The following is an 18,125-nucleotide window of genomic DNA, read 5'->3' as shown; positions in this document are numbered from 1 at the left end:
CGGCTGCAGTGAAGCGGCGCCGAGCGCGGGCCGGCGGGCGTTGTGAGCAGCGTCGCGGCGAGCTTCGCCGCGCGCAGCCGTACAAGAGTACGGCGAGCACGGCGGAGCTCGCCCCGGCGCGCGCAGCAGCCCGCCGGCCTGCGCTCACCAGATGAGGAGCGCGGCGCCCCAGGTCATGCCACCACCGACCGCCTCCAGCAGCAGCCGCTGCCCGCGCTGAATCCGCCCGTCGCGCACCGCCGTGTCCAGCGCCAGCGGCACCGAGGCGGCGGAAGTGTTGCCCTGTCGGTCCACGGTGGTGACGATGCGCTCGCGCGGCATGCCCAGCTTCTCGGCGGTGGCCTGGATGATGCGGATATTGGCCTGGTGCGGAATCAGCCAGTCGATGTCGCTGCCCTTCAGATTGTTGGCGGCCAGGGCCTCGCGGCAGACCTCGTCCAGCACCTTGACCGCAAACTTGAACACGGCGGAGCCATCCATGTGCACGAAGGCGCGGCCGTGCACCTCACCGTTGCGGATCGCACCGGGCACGTTGAGGATGTGGCTCTGGCTGCCGTCGGCGTGCAGATGCGTGGAAAGAATGCCCGGCGTCTCGCTGCGCTCCAGCACCACCGCGCCGGCGCCGTCGCCGAACAGCACGCAGGTGCGACGGTCGCTCCAGTCCAGCAGGCGCGAAAACACTTCGGCACCGACCACCAGCGCCCGCTTCGCCTGGCCGCTGGCGACGAACTTGTCGGCGATGGAAAGCGCGTAGACGAAGCCGGTGCACACCGCCTGCACATCGAAGGCGGTGCAGCCGCGCACACCCAGCTTCTGCTGCAACAGGGCGGCGGTGGACGGAAACATCATGTCCGGCGTGGTGGTGGCCACCACGATCAGGTCCAGCTCCTCGGGCTTGACGCCCGCCATCTCCAGCGCGCGGCGGCTGGCGTGCAGGGCCAGATCGGAGGTCTGCTCATCATCGGCGGCGACATGCCGGCTGCGGATGCCGGTACGCGAGAAAATCCACTCATCGGTGGTGTCGATGCGCTCTTCGAGTTCGATATTGGAAAGCGCTTTTTCCGGCAGGTAGCTGCCCGTGCCGATGATGCGGGAATACGCCATCTAGAAAATCTCTTGCAAGGGGAAGGCCGCGCGGCGCGGCCAAGTGACGCATCTTAACGCGCCGGGCGGCAGTGCGGCTGCCGCCCGGCACCCCTGCGGAAAAGTCTTTACGGCAGGATGGCGTCCGGCTCGGCTCCATCCGCCGCCGTATCGTGCTGCTGCGCTTTCTTCGGCGAGCGATCCACGGCCAGCATCAGATACATGGCCGGCACCACGAACAGCGTGAACAGGGTGCCGATGGAAATGCCGGTGAAGATCACCAGGCCCATGTGGTTGCGGCTGACGGCGCCGGCGCCGGAGGCGGTGATCAGCGGAATGACGCTGAGCACCATCGCCGCGGTGGTCATCAGGATCGGACGCAGACGGATGCCGGCGGCGGACATGATCGCCTCCAGCTTGGTCTTGCCGGCGCGCTGCTCGTCGTTGGCGAACTGCACGATCAGGATGCCGTGCTTGGCGATCAGGCCGATCAGCGTCACCAGACCCACCTCGGTGTAGATGTTCATCGAGGCGTTCTTCACGCCCAGGAAGATGAACACCATGGCGCCGAAGATCGCCATCGGCACCGACATCATCACGATCAGCGGATCACGGAAACTGCCGAACTGTGCCGACAGCGCCAGGAAGATGATGACGATGGCAAAGGCGAAGGTCAGCGCAAACGAGCTGCTCTCCTGCATGTACTGGCGCGACTGGCCGGCGTAATCGACGGTGTAGCCCTTGGGCGCGATCTGCTGCGCAGTGGTCTTCAGATAATCCAGCGCCTCGCCCATCGACACGCTCGACACCGCCGAGAACGTGGCCGAGTTGAGCTGCTGGAAATGCGTGATGCGCGCCGGGATGGCCTCGGTCTTCAGCGAGATCACCGTCGAAGCCGGCACCATGGTGCCGTCGGCGGCACGGATCTGATAGCTGGACAGCTGCTCGGGATTGAGCCGCTCCTGCTGCTCGACCTGCGGAATCACCTTGTAGGAACGGCCCGAGATGCTGAAGTAATTCACGTAACCGCCGCCCAGCATCGCGCCCAGCGCCGAACCGATGTCCTGCATGGTCAGGCCCAGGGTCGCGGCCTTGTCGCGATCCACCTGCACCGTCACCTGCGGCTTGTTGATGCGCAGATCGGTATCGATGAAGTAGAACTTGCCGCTGGCCTGGGCGCGCGACAGCAGTTCCTGCGAAACCTCATCGAGCTTGATGAAGGGATCGGTGGTGGTGATGACGAAAGCGATGGGCGTGTTGGTGCCGCCCGAGCCGGTGGGCAGCGGCGGCGGCAGCGAGGCATACACCGCCTGCGCAGCAACCTTGCTCACTTGCTGCTGGACTTCCTGCTGCAGCTGCATCGCGGTTTTCTCGCGCTGCTCCCAGGGCTTGAGCACCACGCCGGTCAGCGCCGAGTTCACGCCCTGGATGCCCACCAGCTGGAAGGTCAGCTTGCGCTCGGGATGCTGCTCGACGATCTTGCGTACCTGATTGGTGTACAGCAGCGTCTGCCCGAGACTGTCGCCGGGCTTGGAGTAGCCGTAGACGATCATGAAGCTCTGATCTTCCTCGGGCGCCAGCTCCTGCTTGGCAAACTTCGCCAGCACGAAGATCAGCGCGAAGATGATGAAACCGAAAGTCACCACCACCGGCCAGGTCTTCAGCGCCGAACCCAGCAGACGCTCATAACGGCTGCGCGCCCATTCGAAGTTGCGATCGATGATCGCCACCAGGCGGTTTTCGTCATGCGCGCGCAGCAGGCGTGAGCAGAGCATGGGGGAAAGCGTCAGCGCCACCACTGCGGACACGCCGACCGCGCCCGCCAGGGTGAAGGCGAACTCGGAGAACAGCGAGCCGGTGAGACCGCCCTGGAAGCCGATGGGCAGATACACCGCGATCAGCACCACCGAGATGGCGATGATGGGGCCGGTCAGCTCGCGCGCGCCGATCAGCGCCGCCTGCAGCGGCGACTTGCCTTCCTTGAGATGGCGGTCGACGTTTTCCACCACGATGATCGCATCGTCCACCACCAGCCCGATGGCCAGCACCAGCGCCAGCAGCGTGAGCAGATTGATCGAGTAGCCGAGAATCAGCATCACCAGGAAGCCGCCGATCAGCGACAGCGGAATCGCCACCGCCGGAATCAGCACCGAACGCGGCGCGCCCAGGAACAGGAAGATGACGAAGGTGACGATCACCAGCGCCTCGATCAGGGTCTTCTCGACTTCGGCGATGGCGTTGTTGATGTATTCGGAGGAGTCGTAGTCGATGGAGCCTTCCAGGCCTTCGGGCAGCTGCGCGGCGATGTCCGGGAACACCTCGCGCACCGCGCGGTTGACGGTCAGTACATTGGCGTCAGGCGCAACCTTGATGCCGACGAACACCGAACTGGTTCCATCCTTGAGCGAATCGAAGTCGACGTTCTCCGAGCCCAGGGTGACATTGGCGATGTCTTCCAGGCGCACCACCGAGAAACCGCTCTGGCGGATCACCAGCTTGCGGAACTCCTCGACACTGTGCAGATCGGTGCCGGCGGTGATGTCCATGGTCACCATCTGCCCCTTGGTGGTGCCCAGGGCCGAGATGTAGTGATTGGCGCCGATCGCCGTATACACGTCCTGCGCGGTCAGCCCGCGCGCGGCGAGCTTGTCCGGGTCCAGCCAGGCGCGCAGCGCGAACTCACGCTGGCCGAGAATCTCCGCCAGCTGCACGCCGGGCACGGCCTGCAGTTTCGGACGCACCACGCGGGTGAGGTAGTCGGTCACCTTGTTGCTGGGCATCACCTTGCTGGAGAAGCTGATGTACATCGAGTCGGTGGACTCGCCGGTGGAGATCTCCAGCTGCGGCTTCTGCGCCTGCGCCGGCAGCTGGTTGAGCACCGAGTTGACCTTGGCGCTGATTTCCGTGAGCGCGCGGTTGGCGTCGTAGTTCAGGCGCAGGTTGGCGCTGATCTGGCTCTGCCCCGAGGTGCTGTTGGAGCTGATGTAGTCGATGCCCTGCGCCTGCGCGATGGCGGTTTCCAGCGGCGTGGTGATGAAGCCGGCAATGACGTCGGAGTTGGCGCCGTAGTAGTAGGTGGTCACCGTGACGGTGGCGATCTGCGACTTCGGAAACTCGCGCACCGGCAGCTGCGCGAGCGCGCGCAGCCCCAGCACCAGCACCAGCAGGCTGACGACGATCGACAGGACCGGTCGTCGGATGAAGAGGTCGGTGAATTTCATGGCTGTCCGCGCCTTATTCGTCGCGGACCTTGGGGTCCGGATTGTTCAGAGGCAGCACCGTGTTGTTGACCTCCACGGCACTGCCGGTCTTGAGTTTGATCTGGCCGCTGGTCACCACCACATCGCCTTCCTTCAGGCCGCTGAGCACCGCGATCTGGTCGCCGCGCGTGGCGCCGACAGTGACGAACACCTGCTTGGCCACCAGCTGCTCGCCTTCCGGCTCCGGCTCGCCGGTGGTGGACTTGGCGTCGCCCTGCGCCGCGCCATTGTTCTTCGCGCGCTCGGCCTTGAGCTGGGCGGCGGTGAGCAGCACGAACACGGTCTCGCCGTAAGGGTTGAAGGTGATGGCGGCCTGCGGCAGCGTCAGATAGCGCTGCGGCGTGCCGGTGTCGACCTTGAGGCTGGCAAACATGCCCGGCAGCAGCTTGTGCTCGGGATTTTTCAGCAAGGCGCGCAGCTGTACGTTGCGCGTGTCCGGATCGACCTTGGCGTCGATGGCGGCGATCTCACCGTTGAAGGCCTGGCCGGTGTAGGCGTCGCTGCTGGCCTGCACGCGCTGGCCCACCTTCAGCTGCGCCAGCGCCTGCTGCGGCAGGGTGAAGTCGGCGTAGATCGGATCGAGCTGCTGGAGAGTGACCAGCTTGGTGCCCGGCGCAACATACTGGCCCGGGTCCACGGCGCGGATGCCGAGCTGTCCGGCGAAGGGCGCGCGGATCAGCTTCTTGTTGACCAGCGCCTGCTGTTCGGCGACCTGCGCCACGGCGGACTTCAGCGTGGCATCGCTGGCGTCCAGCGCGGCCTTGCTGATGGCGTTGGCCTTGTACTGCTCCAGATCGCGGAGGTGATTGGCCTTGGCCAGCTCGGCGCTGGCCTTGAGCGCGTCGAGCTTGGCGAGATCATCGGCGGCGCGCAGCTTCACCAGCATCTGCCCGGCCTTGGCGCTGGCACCGGACTGGAACACCACGTCCTCCACCACACCGCTGACCTCGGCGCTCAAGTCCGCGCCGCGCAGCGCACGCAGGCTGCCGATGGCCTGCAGCTGCGGCTGCCACTGGCTGTAGACGGCCTTGGTGGTCGAGACGCTTTGCTTGGGTATGCCCTGGGCCTTGAAGCCCTGGATCATCTTGTAAACCGAATAGCCCTTGATGCCGCCGATCACCACGACCAATGCCACCACGATCAGCGCCAGAATGCCCCAGCGTTTCATAGTTTCGTTCCCTGAAAATCTACTTTCGTTATGTGCCCGAGATAAACGACATCAAGGCGCGGAGGCCGCCACTGCCGTGCCGGGTTCCGTCTGCCGATTCCACCAGCCGCCGCCCAGCGCCTGCAGCAGCGCGGCGGTATCGTTGTAACGCGCACTTTGCGCGGTGATGAAATCAATGCGGGCCTGCTGCTGCTGACGCTGCGCGTCGAGCACATTCAGATAGCCCACGGCGCCGGCGCGATACGACTTCTGCACCAGATCCAGATTCTGTTCCGCAGCCTGCAGCGCGGCGTGGCGCGACTGCAGGGCCTGGGCGTCGTTCTGCAGGGCGTTGAGGCTGTCGGAGACGTTGGCAAAACCCTGCAGCACGGTCAGCCGGTAATTGGCATAGGCCTGATCCAGCGCGGCCTGCGCGGCGCGCTTGTTGGCGCGCAGCGTGCCGCCCTGGAACAGCGGCGCACTCAGACCGCCCGCCACGTTCCAGATTTCCGCCGGCGACTTGAACAGTTCATTGCCGGCTCCGGCCTGACTGCCGTAACCAGCGCTCAGGGTGAGCTTGGGGAACAGATTCGCGGTGGCCACGCCCAGGCTGGCCGTGGCCTGATGCAGCTGCGCCTCGGCGGCGCGGATGTCCGGACGCTGCTGCGTGAGCTGCGAGGGCAGCGACACCGGCACGTCCTGCGGCAGGGTCAGCGCATTCAGATCCAGCTGGCTGATTTCCTGCTCGGCGGGCATGCGGCCCAGGTACACCGCCAGACGGCTGCGCACCTGCGCCAGCTGCTGGCGCAGCGCCGGCAGCGTGGCGCGCGTGCTTTCCAGCAGCGACTGCGCGGCCAGCAGATCGGTGCGCGCGATGGCGCCCAGCTCGTACTGCTTCTGCGTGATCTTCAGCTGTTCCTCACGCGACTTGAGAATGTCCTCGGTGGCGCTGAGCTGGGTCTGCAGCGAGGCTTCCTGCACGCTGGCGGTGACCACATTGGCGGCGAGCGTCAGATACGCGCCTTCCAGCTGGAACTGCTGGTATTCGGCGGCGGCGCGCTGCGCCTCCACGCCGCGGCGCGTGGCGCCGAACAGGTCCAGGGTGTAGGACACGTTCACCGAAGCGCCGTACAGCGTGTAGTAGTAGCTGCTGTTGCTGCCGGGGCTGGCGGCGGTATTGGTCTTGGCGCGCGTGGCGCTGCCATCGGCGCTGAACGCCGGGTAATAACCGCCGACGGCGGCGTTGACGTTTTCCTGGGCCTGCCGCAGCGCCGCCTGCGCAGCCGCGAGGCTGGGGCTGTGCGCGAGGGCCTCGGCGACACGCTGGCTGATCAGCGGCGAGCCGAACAGCTGCCACCACTGCGCCGGAATCTCACCACCGGCGACCAGCTTCTGCGCCGCACCGCCCGACACCTCGGTGGCAGCCGTCTGCGCCGGCAGGGCCTCGGGCGTGTAGCGCTCGCCGGCCGCAGTCTGCGGCCTGGTGAAATCGGGACCCAGCGCGCAGGCGCTGAGCAGCAGCAGGGACGACAGCGCCGCCGCGCTCAGGCGCAGATCAGCAGCGGCAGGCGAGACAGGGGAGCCATTTTTCATGAAGGACCTCTTCACAGACGGTAAGAGCCAGCCGATCCAGGGCGGCATGATCGGTTTCATCGCACAAGGGTCGCCAACCCAGACCGTTGAGCAGGGCACTGCAGTGACGCAATAACAGGCGGTAGGGTTCCTGGGAGGTGCTGCGATCCGCCACACCCTCGTTGTGCACGATGGCATGCATGCCGACCACCAGGGACCAGGGCGCCAGGCACACCTGCGACTTGTTCAGGCCACGCAAGTCGAGATCGCCACAGGCCTCCGCCTCATCCACCACAGCTTCGCAGCTTTCGCGCAGCGGCGCATAAGCGGCCATCGAGGCCTGCCGGCGCGACAGCGGCGCGGCGTCCCAGATGACCTCGGTGAAGGCGAACTGCTGCAGCCGGAACAGCTCCGGGAACCGCTGCGCCAGCACCATGTCGGCCACTGCAAAACCGAGCATGCGGTCACGGGTCGGCGCCTTCCAGGCGCGGACGCGCTGGAAGGCCTGCACGCGCTCCTGGATTTCATCTCCGGCCAGCGCCACCAGCAGGTCTTCCTTGGACTGGAAATGCTGATAGAGGGTGCCGACCGCGTAATCGCAACGCTCCGCCACCTTGGACATCTGCAGATTGAGCAGACCCTGCTGCTGAATCACCTCACGCGCGGCCTTCAGGAACAGATGTTCCCGATGCGCCATCTCGCGTTGCCGGCGGTCCTTGGTGCTCATGAAAAGGGGAGGTTTTGAATACGATCCGAATTTTGAATCTGATTCAAAATCCCTGCAAGTCCAGAAAAACACCCAGGACCCGCGCCGGCGGCACCGGGCGTTTGCCGCTGCGCGTTCAGCGTCGGCGCAGGCGCATCGCGAAGAAGCCGTCACAGCCGTGCAGCTGCGGCAGCAGGCGCAGCGGATTGCGCTGCGCCGGCGACGCGTCCGGCACGTCCGGGTCCGGCATGAAGTCCGGATGCCCGGCACAGAAGGCCTGGATCACCGCCTCGTTTTCGGCCGCCAGCAGGCTGCAGGTGGCATAGACCAGACGCCCGCCGCTGCGCAGCAGCGTCGCCGCATCGCACAGAATCGCCAGCTGCCGCGCGGCCAGCGCCGGCAGATCCAGCGCACGCAGGCGCAGTTCCGGATTGCGCCGCCAGGTGCCGCTGCCCGAGCAGGGCGCATCCACCAGCACCGCATCGAAGCTGCCGGCCTGCGCGAGCAGCCACTCGGCATCCGGCAGCTGCCGCAGCTGCAAGCCGGCCAGCGCCGCACGCTCGGCGCGCGGCGGCAGACGGCGCAGGCGCGCGGCGTCCACGTCCAGCGCCCAGAGCTCGCCACGACCGGCCATGGCCGCCCCGATCGCCAGAGTCTTGCCGCCGGCGCCGGCGCAGTAGTCGGCGATGCGTTCGCCCGGCTGCGCGCCGAGGTGGCGCGCCAGCAGCTGGCTGCCCTGATCCTGCGGCTCCACCCAACCCTGGCGGTAACAGTCCAGGGTCTGCAGCGCCACCCGCCGGGGCAGACGCACGCAGTCCTCGCTCAGTGCGCCCGCCTGCGCCTCGATGCCGGCCGCCTGCAGCGCCGCCAGCACCTGCGCGCGGCTGGCCTTGAGCGTGTTGACGCGCAGATCCACCGGCGCCTCCTGATTCAGGGCCGCCGCCAGCGCGCGCGTTTGCGTCCGTCCGTACTGCTCGCACCACAAGGCCCAGACCGGCTCCGGGACATTGGCGCGCGCCGCCTCGCTCAGGCCGGCTTCGTCGAAGTCCTGCAGGCGCTGCTGCCAGCGCGCCGCCTCGGCACAGCCCAGCGCCGCCAGCGTGGCGGTGTCGGCCTGACCGGCCGCGAGCAGATGCAGGGCCAGCCAGGCCTCGCCGGAAGCGGCCTCGCCGGCGATGGCACGCAGGCGCATGGCGTCGCGCAGCACGCCGTACACCAGCGTGCTCACCAGACGCCGGTCGCGACTGCCCATCTGCCGGTGCTGGGCGAAGTGCTGCTGCAGGCACAGATCGGCGGCACGCGCCTCGTTCAGCACCTGCTGCAGCACGCCGGCGGCGGCGCGCCACTGCGGCGGGCGCAAGGGCCCAGGCAAGGGAGCGCTCATGCCGACGCCCCCGACGACACGCTATATATGACCGTTTGTCGGCTCATGACCACAATCTATTGTGTTTGAAAAAAGTCAATGACACGATCCACAGCGGTTGTCGACCTTGGGCCGGGGGGCCTTATGGAAGGCGCCATCACTCACACCTTCATAGGAGGTTGTCATGGCTGCTGCGAAGAAAGCGAAGAAAGCTGCTCCGAAAAAGGCCGCAAAGAAGAAGTAAGCGGTGGAGCTGTAAAAGAAGCGCGGGCCCGCAACGGTACCGCGCTTTTTTTATGCCTCGCGCCCGGCGCCGCGCCAGACCGCGTGGAGCAGCGCCAGCCAGCCGCACAGGAACAGCAGGCCGCCGAGCGGCGTGATCGCGCCCAGGCCGCGCACCCCGCTCAGGGCCAGCGCATAAAGGCTGCCGGAAAACAGCAGCACCCCCAGTGCGAAGCAGATCGTGGCCACGCCCAGGCCCGGCGTCGCCGTCCGCTGCGCCAGGATGCCGACCGCCAGCAGCGCGAGGGCGTGATAGAACTGGTATTCGACGGCGGTATGCCAGATCTGCAGCAGATCGGCCGGCAGGCGCGCGCGCAAGGCATGCGCACCGAAGGCGCCGAGCGCCACGCCGGAAAAACCGTAAAAGGCGCCGAGCGCCAGAGCCAGCCTCATCGCCTCGTCCCTGAAAATCCGCGAAAGGAGCGCGACCTTATCAGCTGCGCTCGATCAGGCGAAAGCGGATGCCCTGGCGCTGCAGGCGCTCGATCAGGGCATTGCCCATGGCCTGCGCCGGGGTGACGAAGCCGGCGGTGCGCGGCAGCTTGTCGAAGGCCAGGCACAGCGCCGACTCGGCCAGCATCTTGGCGGTCTCGCCATAGCCCGGATCGCCACCGGCGACCTCGCAGCGCACCCGCTGCCCGCCGCCTTCGCCGATGAAGCTGATCTTGAACCAGCTCTTGGCGCGACGCTCGGGGCTCGGCCCCTGGCCGGGGCTGCGCAGATGCAGCAGACGCTCGCGGGTGGCGCGGAACTGCGCGCCCAGCATCAGCGCTCCGGCGCCGCCGACGATCTGCGCCACCTGGCTCAGACGCTTGAGCTGCAGGTAATGGCCGTAATGGAAATTGGGTCCGTAACGTTCCAGCGCCGCGGCGCTGCGCCGCACCACCAGCGGATCGATGGTGGGCATCGGCAGCGCCCAGCTGTCCAGCTCGCGCAGATAGCGCAGGCCGTGGCGCAGGCTGCCGATGCGCCGGTCCAGCGGCTGTGCTTCGCGCCGGCGCCGTTCGCGGCGCGTGCGCGCGTACTGGCGCAGACGCGACATCGCCAGCACCGCCGAATGCAGGGTGCCGCCGGAAAAACTGCCGCCCACGCGCACGAAACCCTGCACGCGCAGCGCTGCATCCTCGGGCAGCTGCTGCACCGTGTACCAGCAGCCCAGATCGTGCGGCACGCTGTCGAAGCCGCAGGAGTTGATGATGCGGGCGCCGCTTTCGCGGGCGCGCTCATGGTGGCGCAGCCACATCAGATCCACGAACTCCGGCTCGCCGGTGAGATCCAGATAATCCGTGCCGGTTTCGGCGCAGGCCGCCAGCAGCGGCTCGCCATGCACGATGTACGGCCCCACGGTGCTGATCACCACGCGGGCGCTGGCGGCGAGTTTCTTCAGCGCGGCGGGATCATCGACATCCGCGGCGATCAGCTGCAGATCACGACAGTCGGCGTTGATTGCCTGCAGCTGTTCACGCACGCGCCGCAGCTTGTCGGGATTGCGTCCGGCCAGCGCCCAGCGCAGACGCTCACCACCGTGACGCGCGAGATACTCGGCCACCAGCTGGCCGGTGAAGCCGGTCGCACCAAACAGCACGATGTCGTAGCTGCGGGCCTTCATTGCCACTCTCCTTCCAGGTCTGTGCTGCTTGTTATCGACGAATCGTAATCAGCCGCCTGTGCACCGCGCCAGCGCCGTCTGGACGATCCACAGCGCAGGCTTAAGAACTTTTAAGAAAATTCCGGGATCGAACGCTTATCCTTGCGCGGTCCTCCCCCAGGCTCCACCGGCTCTCCATGTCCACGCTCGCCAGAACCCTTGTCCGTCTGCTGATCCTGATGCTGATGCCGCTGTCCGGACTCGTCGCGGCACAGACGCAGCCGGTACAAGCCGAGCTGCTCAGCGAGAACCAGACCCTGCGGGCCGGCGCGGAAAACATGATCGCGCTGCGCCTCAAGCCGCAGGCTGGCTGGCATGTGTACTGGCGCAACCCCGGCGATTCCGGCATCGCCACCAAGCTGGAATGGCAGCTGCCCGCCGGCGTGCAGGCCGGCCAGATCCAGTGGCCTTATCCGCATCAGTTCCGCCTGGGCGAGCTGGTCAATTACGGCTACGGCGCCGAGACCCTGCATCTGGTGCCGCTGACGCTGGACGCCGGCGTGCGGGGTCCGCTCACGCTCAAGGCCACCGCGAAATGGCTGGTGTGCAAGGACTTGTGCATCCCCGGCAAGGCCGAGCTGAGCCTGACGCTGCCGGTCGCCGCGCAGGCACAGACCGATCCGCGCCTGAAGGCGGCGTTCGCGCAGGCGCGCGCGCAGCTGCCGCAGTCCGTGGACTGGCCGGCGCAGTATCAGGTGCAGGCCGGCGACTTCTCGCTGGCGGTGCAGAGCCCCAGCGTGCAGGGCGCCAGCCGCATCAGCTTCTTCCCTTACGCCGCCGATCTGATCAATCACGCCGCCGCGCAGCGCCAGCAGCTGCAGGGTGCGCAGCTGCGCCTGAGCCAGGCGCTCAATGCCTACTACGTCGCGGCCAGCACGCCGGTGCAAGGCCTGCTGCTGATCGACACCGCCGGCGATGCGCGCGCCTACGAAATCACGGCGCGCGCCGGCAGCGTGCCCGCCCTGCCCAAGGACAGCCCCGCGCAGAAGCTGCAGGCCGCGCCGGAAGGCGGCGATGAGGGCGCCGCGCCGGCACCGATGGGCCTGCTCGCGGTGTTCGTGTTCGCCCTGCTCGGCGGTCTGGTGCTGAATCTGATGCCCTGCGTGTTTCCGGTGCTCTCGCTCAAGGCCCTGTCCATCGCGCGCGCCGGTCCGGCGCAGCAGCGTGGCCAGGCGCTGGCCTATACCGCCGGCGTGATCGCCTCCTGCGTCGGCGCCGCCGCCGCGATCCTGCTGCTGCGCAGCGCCGGTGAAGCGGTGGGCTGGGGCTTCCAGCTGCAATCGCCGGCCTTCGTGGCCGTGCTCTGCTATCTGCTGTTCGCGCTGGGCCTGTCGCTGTCCGGCGCCGCCGAATTCGGCAGCGGCCTGATGAACGTCGGCCAGAACCTCACCGAGCGCAAGGGCTGGTCGGGCGCGTTCTTCACCGGCGTGCTGGCGGTGGTGGTGGCCAGCCCCTGCACCGCGCCGTTCATGGGCACCGCGATCGGCTTTGCCATGACCCAGCCGCCGCCGCTGGCCATCGCGGTGTTCGCGGCGCTGGGCCTGGGCCTGGCGCTGCCCTTCCTGCTGATCGGTTTCGTGCCCGCCGCCGCGCGCCTGCTGCCCAAGCCCGGCGCCTGGATGGAACGCTTCAAGCAGGCCATGGCCTTCCCGCTGTATCTGAGCGTGGTCTGGCTGCTCTGGGTGCTGGCGCGTCAGCTCGATATCAATGCCAGCGCGCAGATCATGGTCGGACTGGTGCTGCTGGCCTTCATTCTCTGGCTGTGGCGCGCGCATGGCCTGCTGGCCTCGCTGTTCAAGCTGGCCGCTTTCGCCGGCGCGATCGGCCTGGTCGTGCAGCTGCCGCCGGCGCAGGCGCCGCAGGCCGCCGCGGCGCAGGCCGGCAGCGAGCGCCAGGCCTGGTCCACGGCCCGCGTCGCCGAGCTGCGCGCCGAGGGCCGCACGGTGTTCGTGGATTTCACCGCCGACTGGTGCCTGAGCTGCAAGGTCAACGAGCGCGTGGCGCTGAACAATGCCCGCGTGCAGCAGGCCTTCGCCGAGCGCGGCGTGGCGGTGCTGGTGGCGGACTGGACGCGCGCCGACCCGGCGATCACCGCCGAGCTGGCGCGCTTCGGCCGCAACGGCGTGCCCCTGTATCTGGTTTATGCCAAGGGCGGCGAAGCCAGGATCCTGCCGCAGTTATTGACGCCCGACATTGTGCTCAAGGCCCTGGACTGAAGACCATCATCCCGGCCCTGCCGCTTTACCGCGCCTTGCCGCACAATCGGCCTCGCGCAGGGAAGCGCAGGAGCGAGGGGACCTTGGGTCAACAAACAGGGGGGATCATCATGTCCGTCATCAGGAAAGCATCGCATCTGCTGCTGGCCGCATTGCTGCTGGCCGCATCCGCCAATCCCGGTCTGGCCGCAGGCGCCAAGGCCGCAGCCAAGCCCACCGTCAGCCCGGCTGACATCGATCTCTGGGCGTTCTCGGTGCTGCACGCACTGGCGCCCGGCAAGACGCTCGCCGAGTTCCGCGCCCTGCCCAAGCTCAGCGATGAAAAGACCGAAGACCTGCACGCCGAAGACGCCCCGACGCAGGCCCAGACACCGCACAGCGTGCGTCTGAGTTTTGCCGATGGCATGCGGCTGCGCGTGATCGACTACGGCGAGCAGGCGTTCATCTCGCATCTGCGCGTCGACGGCGCCGAGCATCCGCTGCTCGATGCGCTGAAGATCGGCGCCACGCGTGCGCAGGTCGAGGCGGTGCTGGGCCGGCCCAGCCGCGGCGGCATCAGCTACACCGTGTACGATGGCAAGGATGACACCGTACGCTTCTTCTACGCGCCGGACGGCAAGCTCAGCGCCGTGGAAATCGACACCGGCGGCTGAGCCGCAGCGCTCGCCGGCCCGCCGCCTGGGCCTGATCTCCGACACCCATGGCCTGTTGCGCGAATCCGCGCGGCAGGCCCTGGCCGGCTGTGAGCTGATCCTGCACGCCGGCGATATCGGCGATGCGGCGGTGCTGGATTCGCTCTCGGCGCTGGCGCCGGTGATGGCGGTGCGCGGCAACAACGACACCGATCACTGGGCCAGCACCCAGGCCGACTGCCGCTGCCTGCAGCTGGGCGCCTGGCGCCTGCATCTGCTGCACGATCTCAAGACCCTGGGCTTTGCGCCGTCTGCGGCGGGCGTGAATATCGTGGTGACGGGCCACACGCACCGGCCGAAGATCGAGTGGCGCGAGAACGTGCTCTACCTCAATCCCGGCAGCGCCGGACCACGGCGCTTCAGCCTGCCGATCTCGCTGGCGCTGCTGCGCCTGGATGGCCCGGCGCCGCAGGCGGAGCTGATCACGCTTCCGGCTTAGGGCCTGTCAACCATCACTTTGCCCGCTGCGACGGAGGCTGTTTTGGCGCAGGGCAAGGCGGCAGACGCGCCGCTTGGTGGTTCCAAGCCAGCGGCTGCCAAGGCCGCATGTCGCGATTTCCGGCAGCAACGCAGCGCGTAAAGCGATGGTTAAGAGGCCCTGGGTTCGCGCACGAAGCTCAAGGTCTCGGGCATCGCGTCGCGGTCCAGTCGCTGCACCGGCACGCGCTGCTGCGCGTAATGCAGTTCCAGGCCGGTCTCGGCGCCCGAGGGCCGCTGCAGCGCGGCGAGCAGCTGCGCCTCATCGGCGGGCGCCTCGCCGGCGTAGAGCCGCGTCAGCGCCCAGGGCAGATCCTGGTCCAGCAGCAGGCCGGCGCCGTACTCGCTGAGCAGCAGCAGCGAACCTTCCTCGTCGAGAAACGCCATCAGCAGATCGCTGAGCGTCTGGCCGGTATGGGTGCGCAGATGATCCTTGTGCACGTAGAGCACGAAGGGCGCGTACTCCAGCTGCATGTAGCCGCGCTGCGGCCCGTTCTGGAAGTACCAGCAGCCGCGCGCATCGACGGCGTAATTGCGGTTGATGGTGTCGATGATCTGCGGCCGGCTGATGATCTCGCCGCGGATACGCCAATGGCCGCGCCGGTCCAGCGACAGCCAGCCATACAGTGCCGGCACATCGGGCCAGCGCGACATCGCCTTGTAAACCCAGTCTTCCATCACGAGCTCCTGGTGCACAGCCCGAAGCGCTGCGGCTGCGGATCGCGGTTGGGGGCGTCACTGTCATTATCGCGCCAGATGTTGCCGAGAAACTCCGGCTTGCTGCAATTGGCCGCGTCGTCGGCGCCGACATCGTAACCGTGCTCGTTGTGCTGGAAGCGGTTGTGCTCGAAGACATTGCCCTGACTCATGCTGTTGTCCCAGCACAGCACCGGGGCGGGCTCGTGGTAGCGCACCGAGCAGGTGAGGAACACGCCGGCGTTGCGGTTGCCGATGAACCGGTTGCCGCTGAAGCGGTTGCGCCAGGCGTCGGAGAGATAGATGCCGTGCGAGCCGTTGGCCTCGATGCGGTTGTCCTCGATGCGGCTGTCCTCCAGATGCTCGACGGTGATGCCGGCGGCGCGATTGCCGTGTATCTGATTGCCGCGCACCAGGATCTGCGCGCTGCGGTTGAAGGACAGGCCGTCCCAGACCGAGCCGCTGATCTCGCTGTCCTCGATGCGCACGCCGCGCGTGTCGCGCTCGGTGAGGATGCAGGCGCTGCGGCAGCTGCTCACCTCCAGCTTGCGCAGCACGATGTTCTCGCCGCGGCGCACGACGATGGCGCTGTTGCTGAGCCAGGGGCGGTCGGCGGTGAATTCGCCATCGCTGTCGGCGCCGATCACGCGCAACGCCTCCATCCGCACCTCGCGGATCGCCTGCGCCGGCACTTCATTGTGCGCATCACCGATCACGATCACCGGCTCTCGCGTGCCTTCGCGCAGCCGCAGCACGCTGCGTGCGCCGGCGCCGCGCAGCGTCAGACCGCCCCGGCGGATTTCCAGGGCATGCGCCAGCGGATATTCACCGGCGGCCAGACACACCGTGGCGGGCTTGTCGGCGGGCAGACGGTCCACCGCAGCCTGCAGTGCGGCGCCCGGCTTGAGCTTGAGCGTGCAGGAAGCAGCGCTCGCCGCGGGTGCGAGCAGGAGCAGCGCGGACAGCAGGCCAACAGAGCGAAGAGCGAGGCGGATCATGCGAGGTGTGCGCGGCAAAGCGCGCTATTGTCCTATGAAGCGTGAGACTCGTCAGCCACCGCGCCCGCACTTTTCGCCTAGACTCGCGTTTCCCCCAAAAAAACTGGAGCCCTCATGCTGCCCAAGCCGCTGAGTCCGCTGGACCAGTTGTTCCTGTTGTTAGAACGCCGCAACCAGCCCATGCACGTGGGCGGTCTGCAGCTGCTGCGTCCACCCGCCGACGCCCCGGCCGATTTTCTCGCCAGGCAGGTCGAGAAGCTGCGCGAGGCCACCGCGGCCCTGCCGCCCTTCAACCTGCGTCTGAACCGTCGCTTCGGCAACTGGTTCTGGGTGGAGGACGAGGCCTTCGATCTGGAAGCGCATTTCCGCCATCTCGCCCTGCCGGCGCCGGGCCGCATCCGCGAGCTGCTGGCCCTGGTCTCGCAGCTGCACAGTGCGCCGCTGGATCGCGCCAAGCCGCTGTGGGAGCTGTATGTGATCAGCGGCATCGAGGACGGCCGCTTCGCCATCTACGCAAAGATCCATCACGCCCTGGTGGACGGCATCGCCGCCACGCGCATCCTGCGCAAGAGCATGAGCGAGGACCGCAGCGCAGAGCTGACGCCGCCCTGGACCCTGCAGCGCCGCAATCGCGAGCGCGAACCCGGTGCGGACCTGGCCATCGTCGGTCTGGCGCGGCTGATCGAGGGCGCGCGCACCCAGGCCGCGACCATTCCGGTGGTGACGCGCGAGCTGTACCGTTCGATCCGCGAGGCGCGCGAGAACCCCGATTTCGTTTCGGCCTTCCAGGCGCCGCGCAGCATTCTCAATCAGCGCATCACCGGCTCGCGGCGCTTCGCCGCGCAGTCCTACAGCCTGCCGCGCATCCGCGCCCTGCTCAAGCCGCTGCACGCCACGGTCAACGACATCGTGCTGGCGATGTGCGCCTCGGCCCTGCGCCGCTATCTGATGGATCTGGAGGCGCTGCCGCAGAAGCCGCTGATTGCGATGGTGCCGCTGTCGCTGCGTCGTGACGATTCCGACGAGGGCAATCAGATCGCGATGATTCTGGCCAATCTCGGCACGCATCTGGCCAATCCCCTGGACCGCCTGGAAACCATCCGCGGTTCGGTGCAGGACGCCAAGCGGCGCTACTCGCGCCTGGGCGGCGCGGCCATGCTCAACTACGTGGCGGCGGTGATGGCGCCGGCCGGCCTGAACATCGCCACGGGCCTGGCGCCGCGCTGGCAGTCCTTCAATGTGATCATCTCCAACGTGCCCGGCCCCAAGCGGCCGCTGTACTGGAGCGGCGCGAGCCTGGAAGGCATGTATCCGGTGTCGGTCATCACCGACGGCCTGGCGCTCAACATCACGCTCACCAGCTACGTGGACCGTCTGGAGTTCGGCATCATCGCCTGCCGCCGCACCCTGCCCCGCATCCAGCGCCTGCTCGATTATCTGGAGCAGGGTCTGGTGGAGCTGGAAGAGGCCGCCGGCGAACTGCAGCCGCAGCCCCAGCCCGAAGCGCCGGCGGTGAAGAAAAGCCGGCGCAGCCGCAGCCAGGGCGCTTGAGCGCGCCCGTCCGCAAACCCGTCGCCAACCAGGAGCCGCATCCGTGACCGCGCACTACCACGACCCCAACGACGTCCTGCAGCTCAAGGCCATGAAGGCCGCGGCGCCGCAGGAATACGCGGCCTGGCTGGGCCTGGAAAAGCTGATCGGCCGGCAGGACGGCGCGCTGCCGCAGAAGTATCGCGAGCTGATCGCGGTGGCGGTGGCCCTGAGCACGCAGTGTCCGTACTGCATCGAAGCCCATGTGAAGGCCGCAAAGAAGGCCGGCGCCAGCGCCGAGGAGCTGGCGGAAACCAGCTTCATCGCCGCCGCCCTGCGCGCCGGCGCCGCCAGCCTGCATGGCGCAATGGCCATGAAGTTCTACAACGACAGCCCGGCGCCGCAGCCGTGAGCGGCCAGGTGCACACGGTGGACTACTCGGCGGTGCGCGAGCA

At 67.6% G+C, this 18,125-nt stretch carries 15 protein-coding genes; 5 read left to right on the top strand and 10 right to left on the bottom strand.

Annotated features, from left to right (window positions below):
* Positions 1-144 precede the first annotated feature (144 nt).
* The 8 genes from BMY12_RS10615 to BMY12_RS10580 form a co-directional block, all read right to left on the bottom strand.
* Positions 145-1,104 carry a beta-ketoacyl-ACP synthase III gene (locus BMY12_RS10615; RefSeq protein WP_093285663.1) on the bottom strand — a complete coding sequence of 320 codons (960 nt, stop codon included), beginning with the start codon at positions 1,102-1,104 and terminating at the stop codon, positions 145-147.
* Positions 1,105-1,211: 107 nt separating this feature from the next.
* The gene (locus BMY12_RS10610) at positions 1,212-4,304 is read right to left on the bottom strand and encodes an efflux RND transporter permease subunit (protein WP_093285660.1); all 3,093 of its coding nucleotides are present in this window, start codon (positions 4,302-4,304) and stop codon (positions 1,212-1,214) included.
* 13 nt (positions 4,305-4,317) lie between these two features.
* On the bottom strand, positions 4,318-5,511 hold the full coding sequence (locus BMY12_RS10605) for an efflux RND transporter periplasmic adaptor subunit (RefSeq protein WP_093285658.1): 1,194 nt from the start codon (positions 5,509-5,511) through the stop codon (positions 4,318-4,320).
* Between the two features lie 51 nt (positions 5,512-5,562).
* Positions 5,563-7,083, bottom strand: a complete 1,521-nt coding sequence (locus BMY12_RS10600) for an efflux transporter outer membrane subunit (protein WP_093285656.1) — start codon at positions 7,081-7,083, stop codon at positions 5,563-5,565.
* Complete coding sequence (locus tag BMY12_RS10595; protein ID WP_245732447.1) at positions 7,046-7,789, bottom strand: TetR/AcrR family transcriptional regulator; 744 nt, start codon at positions 7,787-7,789, stop codon at positions 7,046-7,048. Before BMY12_RS10595 ends, BMY12_RS10600 begins: the two co-directional genes overlap by 38 nt.
* Positions 7,790-7,904: 115 nt before the next feature.
* Positions 7,905-9,152: an RsmB/NOP family class I SAM-dependent RNA methyltransferase gene (locus BMY12_RS10590; protein WP_143068918.1), complete on the bottom strand. Its 1,248-nt coding sequence runs from the start codon at positions 9,150-9,152 to the stop codon at positions 7,905-7,907.
* A 273-nt stretch (positions 9,153-9,425) separates the two neighbouring features.
* Complete coding sequence (locus BMY12_RS10585; RefSeq protein ID WP_093285650.1) at positions 9,426-9,806, bottom strand: DUF423 domain-containing protein; 381 nt, start codon at positions 9,804-9,806, stop codon at positions 9,426-9,428.
* 40 nt (positions 9,807-9,846) lie between these two features.
* A complete protein-coding gene (locus tag BMY12_RS10580; RefSeq protein ID WP_093285648.1) occupies positions 9,847-11,022 on the bottom strand; it encodes a saccharopine dehydrogenase family protein in 1,176 nt (391 codons plus the stop codon).
* A 176-nt stretch (positions 11,023-11,198) separates the two neighbouring features.
* Between BMY12_RS10580 and BMY12_RS10575 the strand changes: the two genes are divergently transcribed.
* The 3 genes from BMY12_RS10575 (at position 11,199) to BMY12_RS10565 (ending at position 14,408) form a co-directional block, all read left to right on the top strand.
* Entirely contained in the window at positions 11,199-13,277 is a 2,079-nt protein-coding gene (locus BMY12_RS10575; RefSeq protein ID WP_093285645.1) for a protein-disulfide reductase DsbD family protein, read from the top strand.
* Positions 13,278-13,387: 110 nt separating this feature from the next.
* Positions 13,388-13,930: a hypothetical protein gene (locus BMY12_RS10570; RefSeq protein ID WP_093285643.1), complete on the top strand. Its 543-nt coding sequence runs from the start codon at positions 13,388-13,390 to the stop codon at positions 13,928-13,930.
* A 25-nt stretch (positions 13,931-13,955) separates the two neighbouring features.
* Positions 13,956-14,408 carry a metallophosphoesterase family protein gene (locus BMY12_RS10565; protein WP_281242419.1) on the top strand — a complete coding sequence of 151 codons (453 nt, stop codon included), beginning with the start codon at positions 13,956-13,958 and terminating at the stop codon, positions 14,406-14,408.
* 149 nt (positions 14,409-14,557) lie between these two features.
* Here BMY12_RS10565 and BMY12_RS10560 read toward each other — a convergent pair whose 3' ends face one another.
* Entirely contained in the window at positions 14,558-15,124 is a 567-nt protein-coding gene (locus tag BMY12_RS10560; RefSeq protein ID WP_093285638.1) for a DUF2946 family protein, read from the bottom strand.
* Entirely contained in the window at positions 15,124-16,140 is a 1,017-nt protein-coding gene (locus BMY12_RS10555; protein ID WP_093285635.1) for a right-handed parallel beta-helix repeat-containing protein, read from the bottom strand. Before BMY12_RS10555 ends, BMY12_RS10560 begins: the two co-directional genes overlap by 1 nt.
* Positions 16,141-16,254: 114 nt before the next feature.
* Between BMY12_RS10555 and BMY12_RS10550 the strand changes: the two genes are divergently transcribed.
* Positions 16,255-17,691 carry a WS/DGAT/MGAT family O-acyltransferase gene (locus tag BMY12_RS10550; RefSeq protein ID WP_093285633.1) on the top strand — a complete coding sequence of 479 codons (1,437 nt, stop codon included), beginning with the start codon at positions 16,255-16,257 and terminating at the stop codon, positions 17,689-17,691.
* Positions 17,692-17,734: 43 nt separating this feature from the next.
* A complete protein-coding gene (locus BMY12_RS10545; RefSeq protein ID WP_218140161.1) occupies positions 17,735-18,082 on the top strand; it encodes a carboxymuconolactone decarboxylase family protein in 348 nt (115 codons plus the stop codon).
* The last annotated feature ends 43 nt before the right edge of the window (positions 18,083-18,125 follow it).

Origin of the sequence: Solimonas aquatica (assembly GCF_900111015.1) — a bacterium.
In the GTDB taxonomy this organism is placed as follows: domain Bacteria; phylum Pseudomonadota; class Gammaproteobacteria; order Nevskiales; family Nevskiaceae; genus Solimonas; species Solimonas aquatica.
This window is presented reverse-complemented; position numbering and strand designations above follow the sequence as displayed.

Bases quoted from the DNA above. Each gene is read 5' to 3' on its own strand.
- BMY12_RS10615 (WP_093285663.1), bottom strand. From the start codon at position 1,104: ATGGCGTATTCCCGCATCATCGGCACGGGCAGCTACCTGCCGGAAAAA.
- BMY12_RS10610 (WP_093285660.1), bottom strand. From the start codon at position 4,304: ATGAAATTCACCGACCTCTTCATCCGACGACCGGTCCTGTCGATCGTC.
- BMY12_RS10605 (WP_093285658.1), bottom strand. From the start codon at position 5,511: ATGAAACGCTGGGGCATTCTGGCGCTGATCGTGGTGGCATTGGTCGTG.
- BMY12_RS10600 (WP_093285656.1), bottom strand. From the start codon at position 7,083: ATGAAAAATGGCTCCCCTGTCTCGCCTGCCGCTGCTGATCTGCGCCTG.
- BMY12_RS10595 (WP_245732447.1), bottom strand. From the start codon at position 7,789: ATGAGCACCAAGGACCGCCGGCAACGCGAGATGGCGCATCGGGAACAT.
- BMY12_RS10590 (WP_143068918.1), bottom strand. From the start codon at position 9,152: ATGAGCGCTCCCTTGCCTGGGCCCTTGCGCCCGCCGCAGTGGCGCGCC.
- BMY12_RS10585 (WP_093285650.1), bottom strand. From the start codon at position 9,806: ATGAGGCTGGCTCTGGCGCTCGGCGCCTTTTACGGTTTTTCCGGCGTG.
- BMY12_RS10580 (WP_093285648.1), bottom strand. From the start codon at position 11,022: ATGAAGGCCCGCAGCTACGACATCGTGCTGTTTGGTGCGACCGGCTTC.
- BMY12_RS10575 (WP_093285645.1), top strand. From the start codon at position 11,199: ATGTCCACGCTCGCCAGAACCCTTGTCCGTCTGCTGATCCTGATGCTG.
- BMY12_RS10570 (WP_093285643.1), top strand. From the start codon at position 13,388: ATGTCCGTCATCAGGAAAGCATCGCATCTGCTGCTGGCCGCATTGCTG.
- BMY12_RS10560 (WP_093285638.1), bottom strand. From the start codon at position 15,124: ATGGAAGACTGGGTTTACAAGGCGATGTCGCGCTGGCCCGATGTGCCG.
- BMY12_RS10555 (WP_093285635.1), bottom strand. From the start codon at position 16,140: ATGATCCGCCTCGCTCTTCGCTCTGTTGGCCTGCTGTCCGCGCTGCTC.
- BMY12_RS10550 (WP_093285633.1), top strand. From the start codon at position 16,255: ATGCTGCCCAAGCCGCTGAGTCCGCTGGACCAGTTGTTCCTGTTGTTA.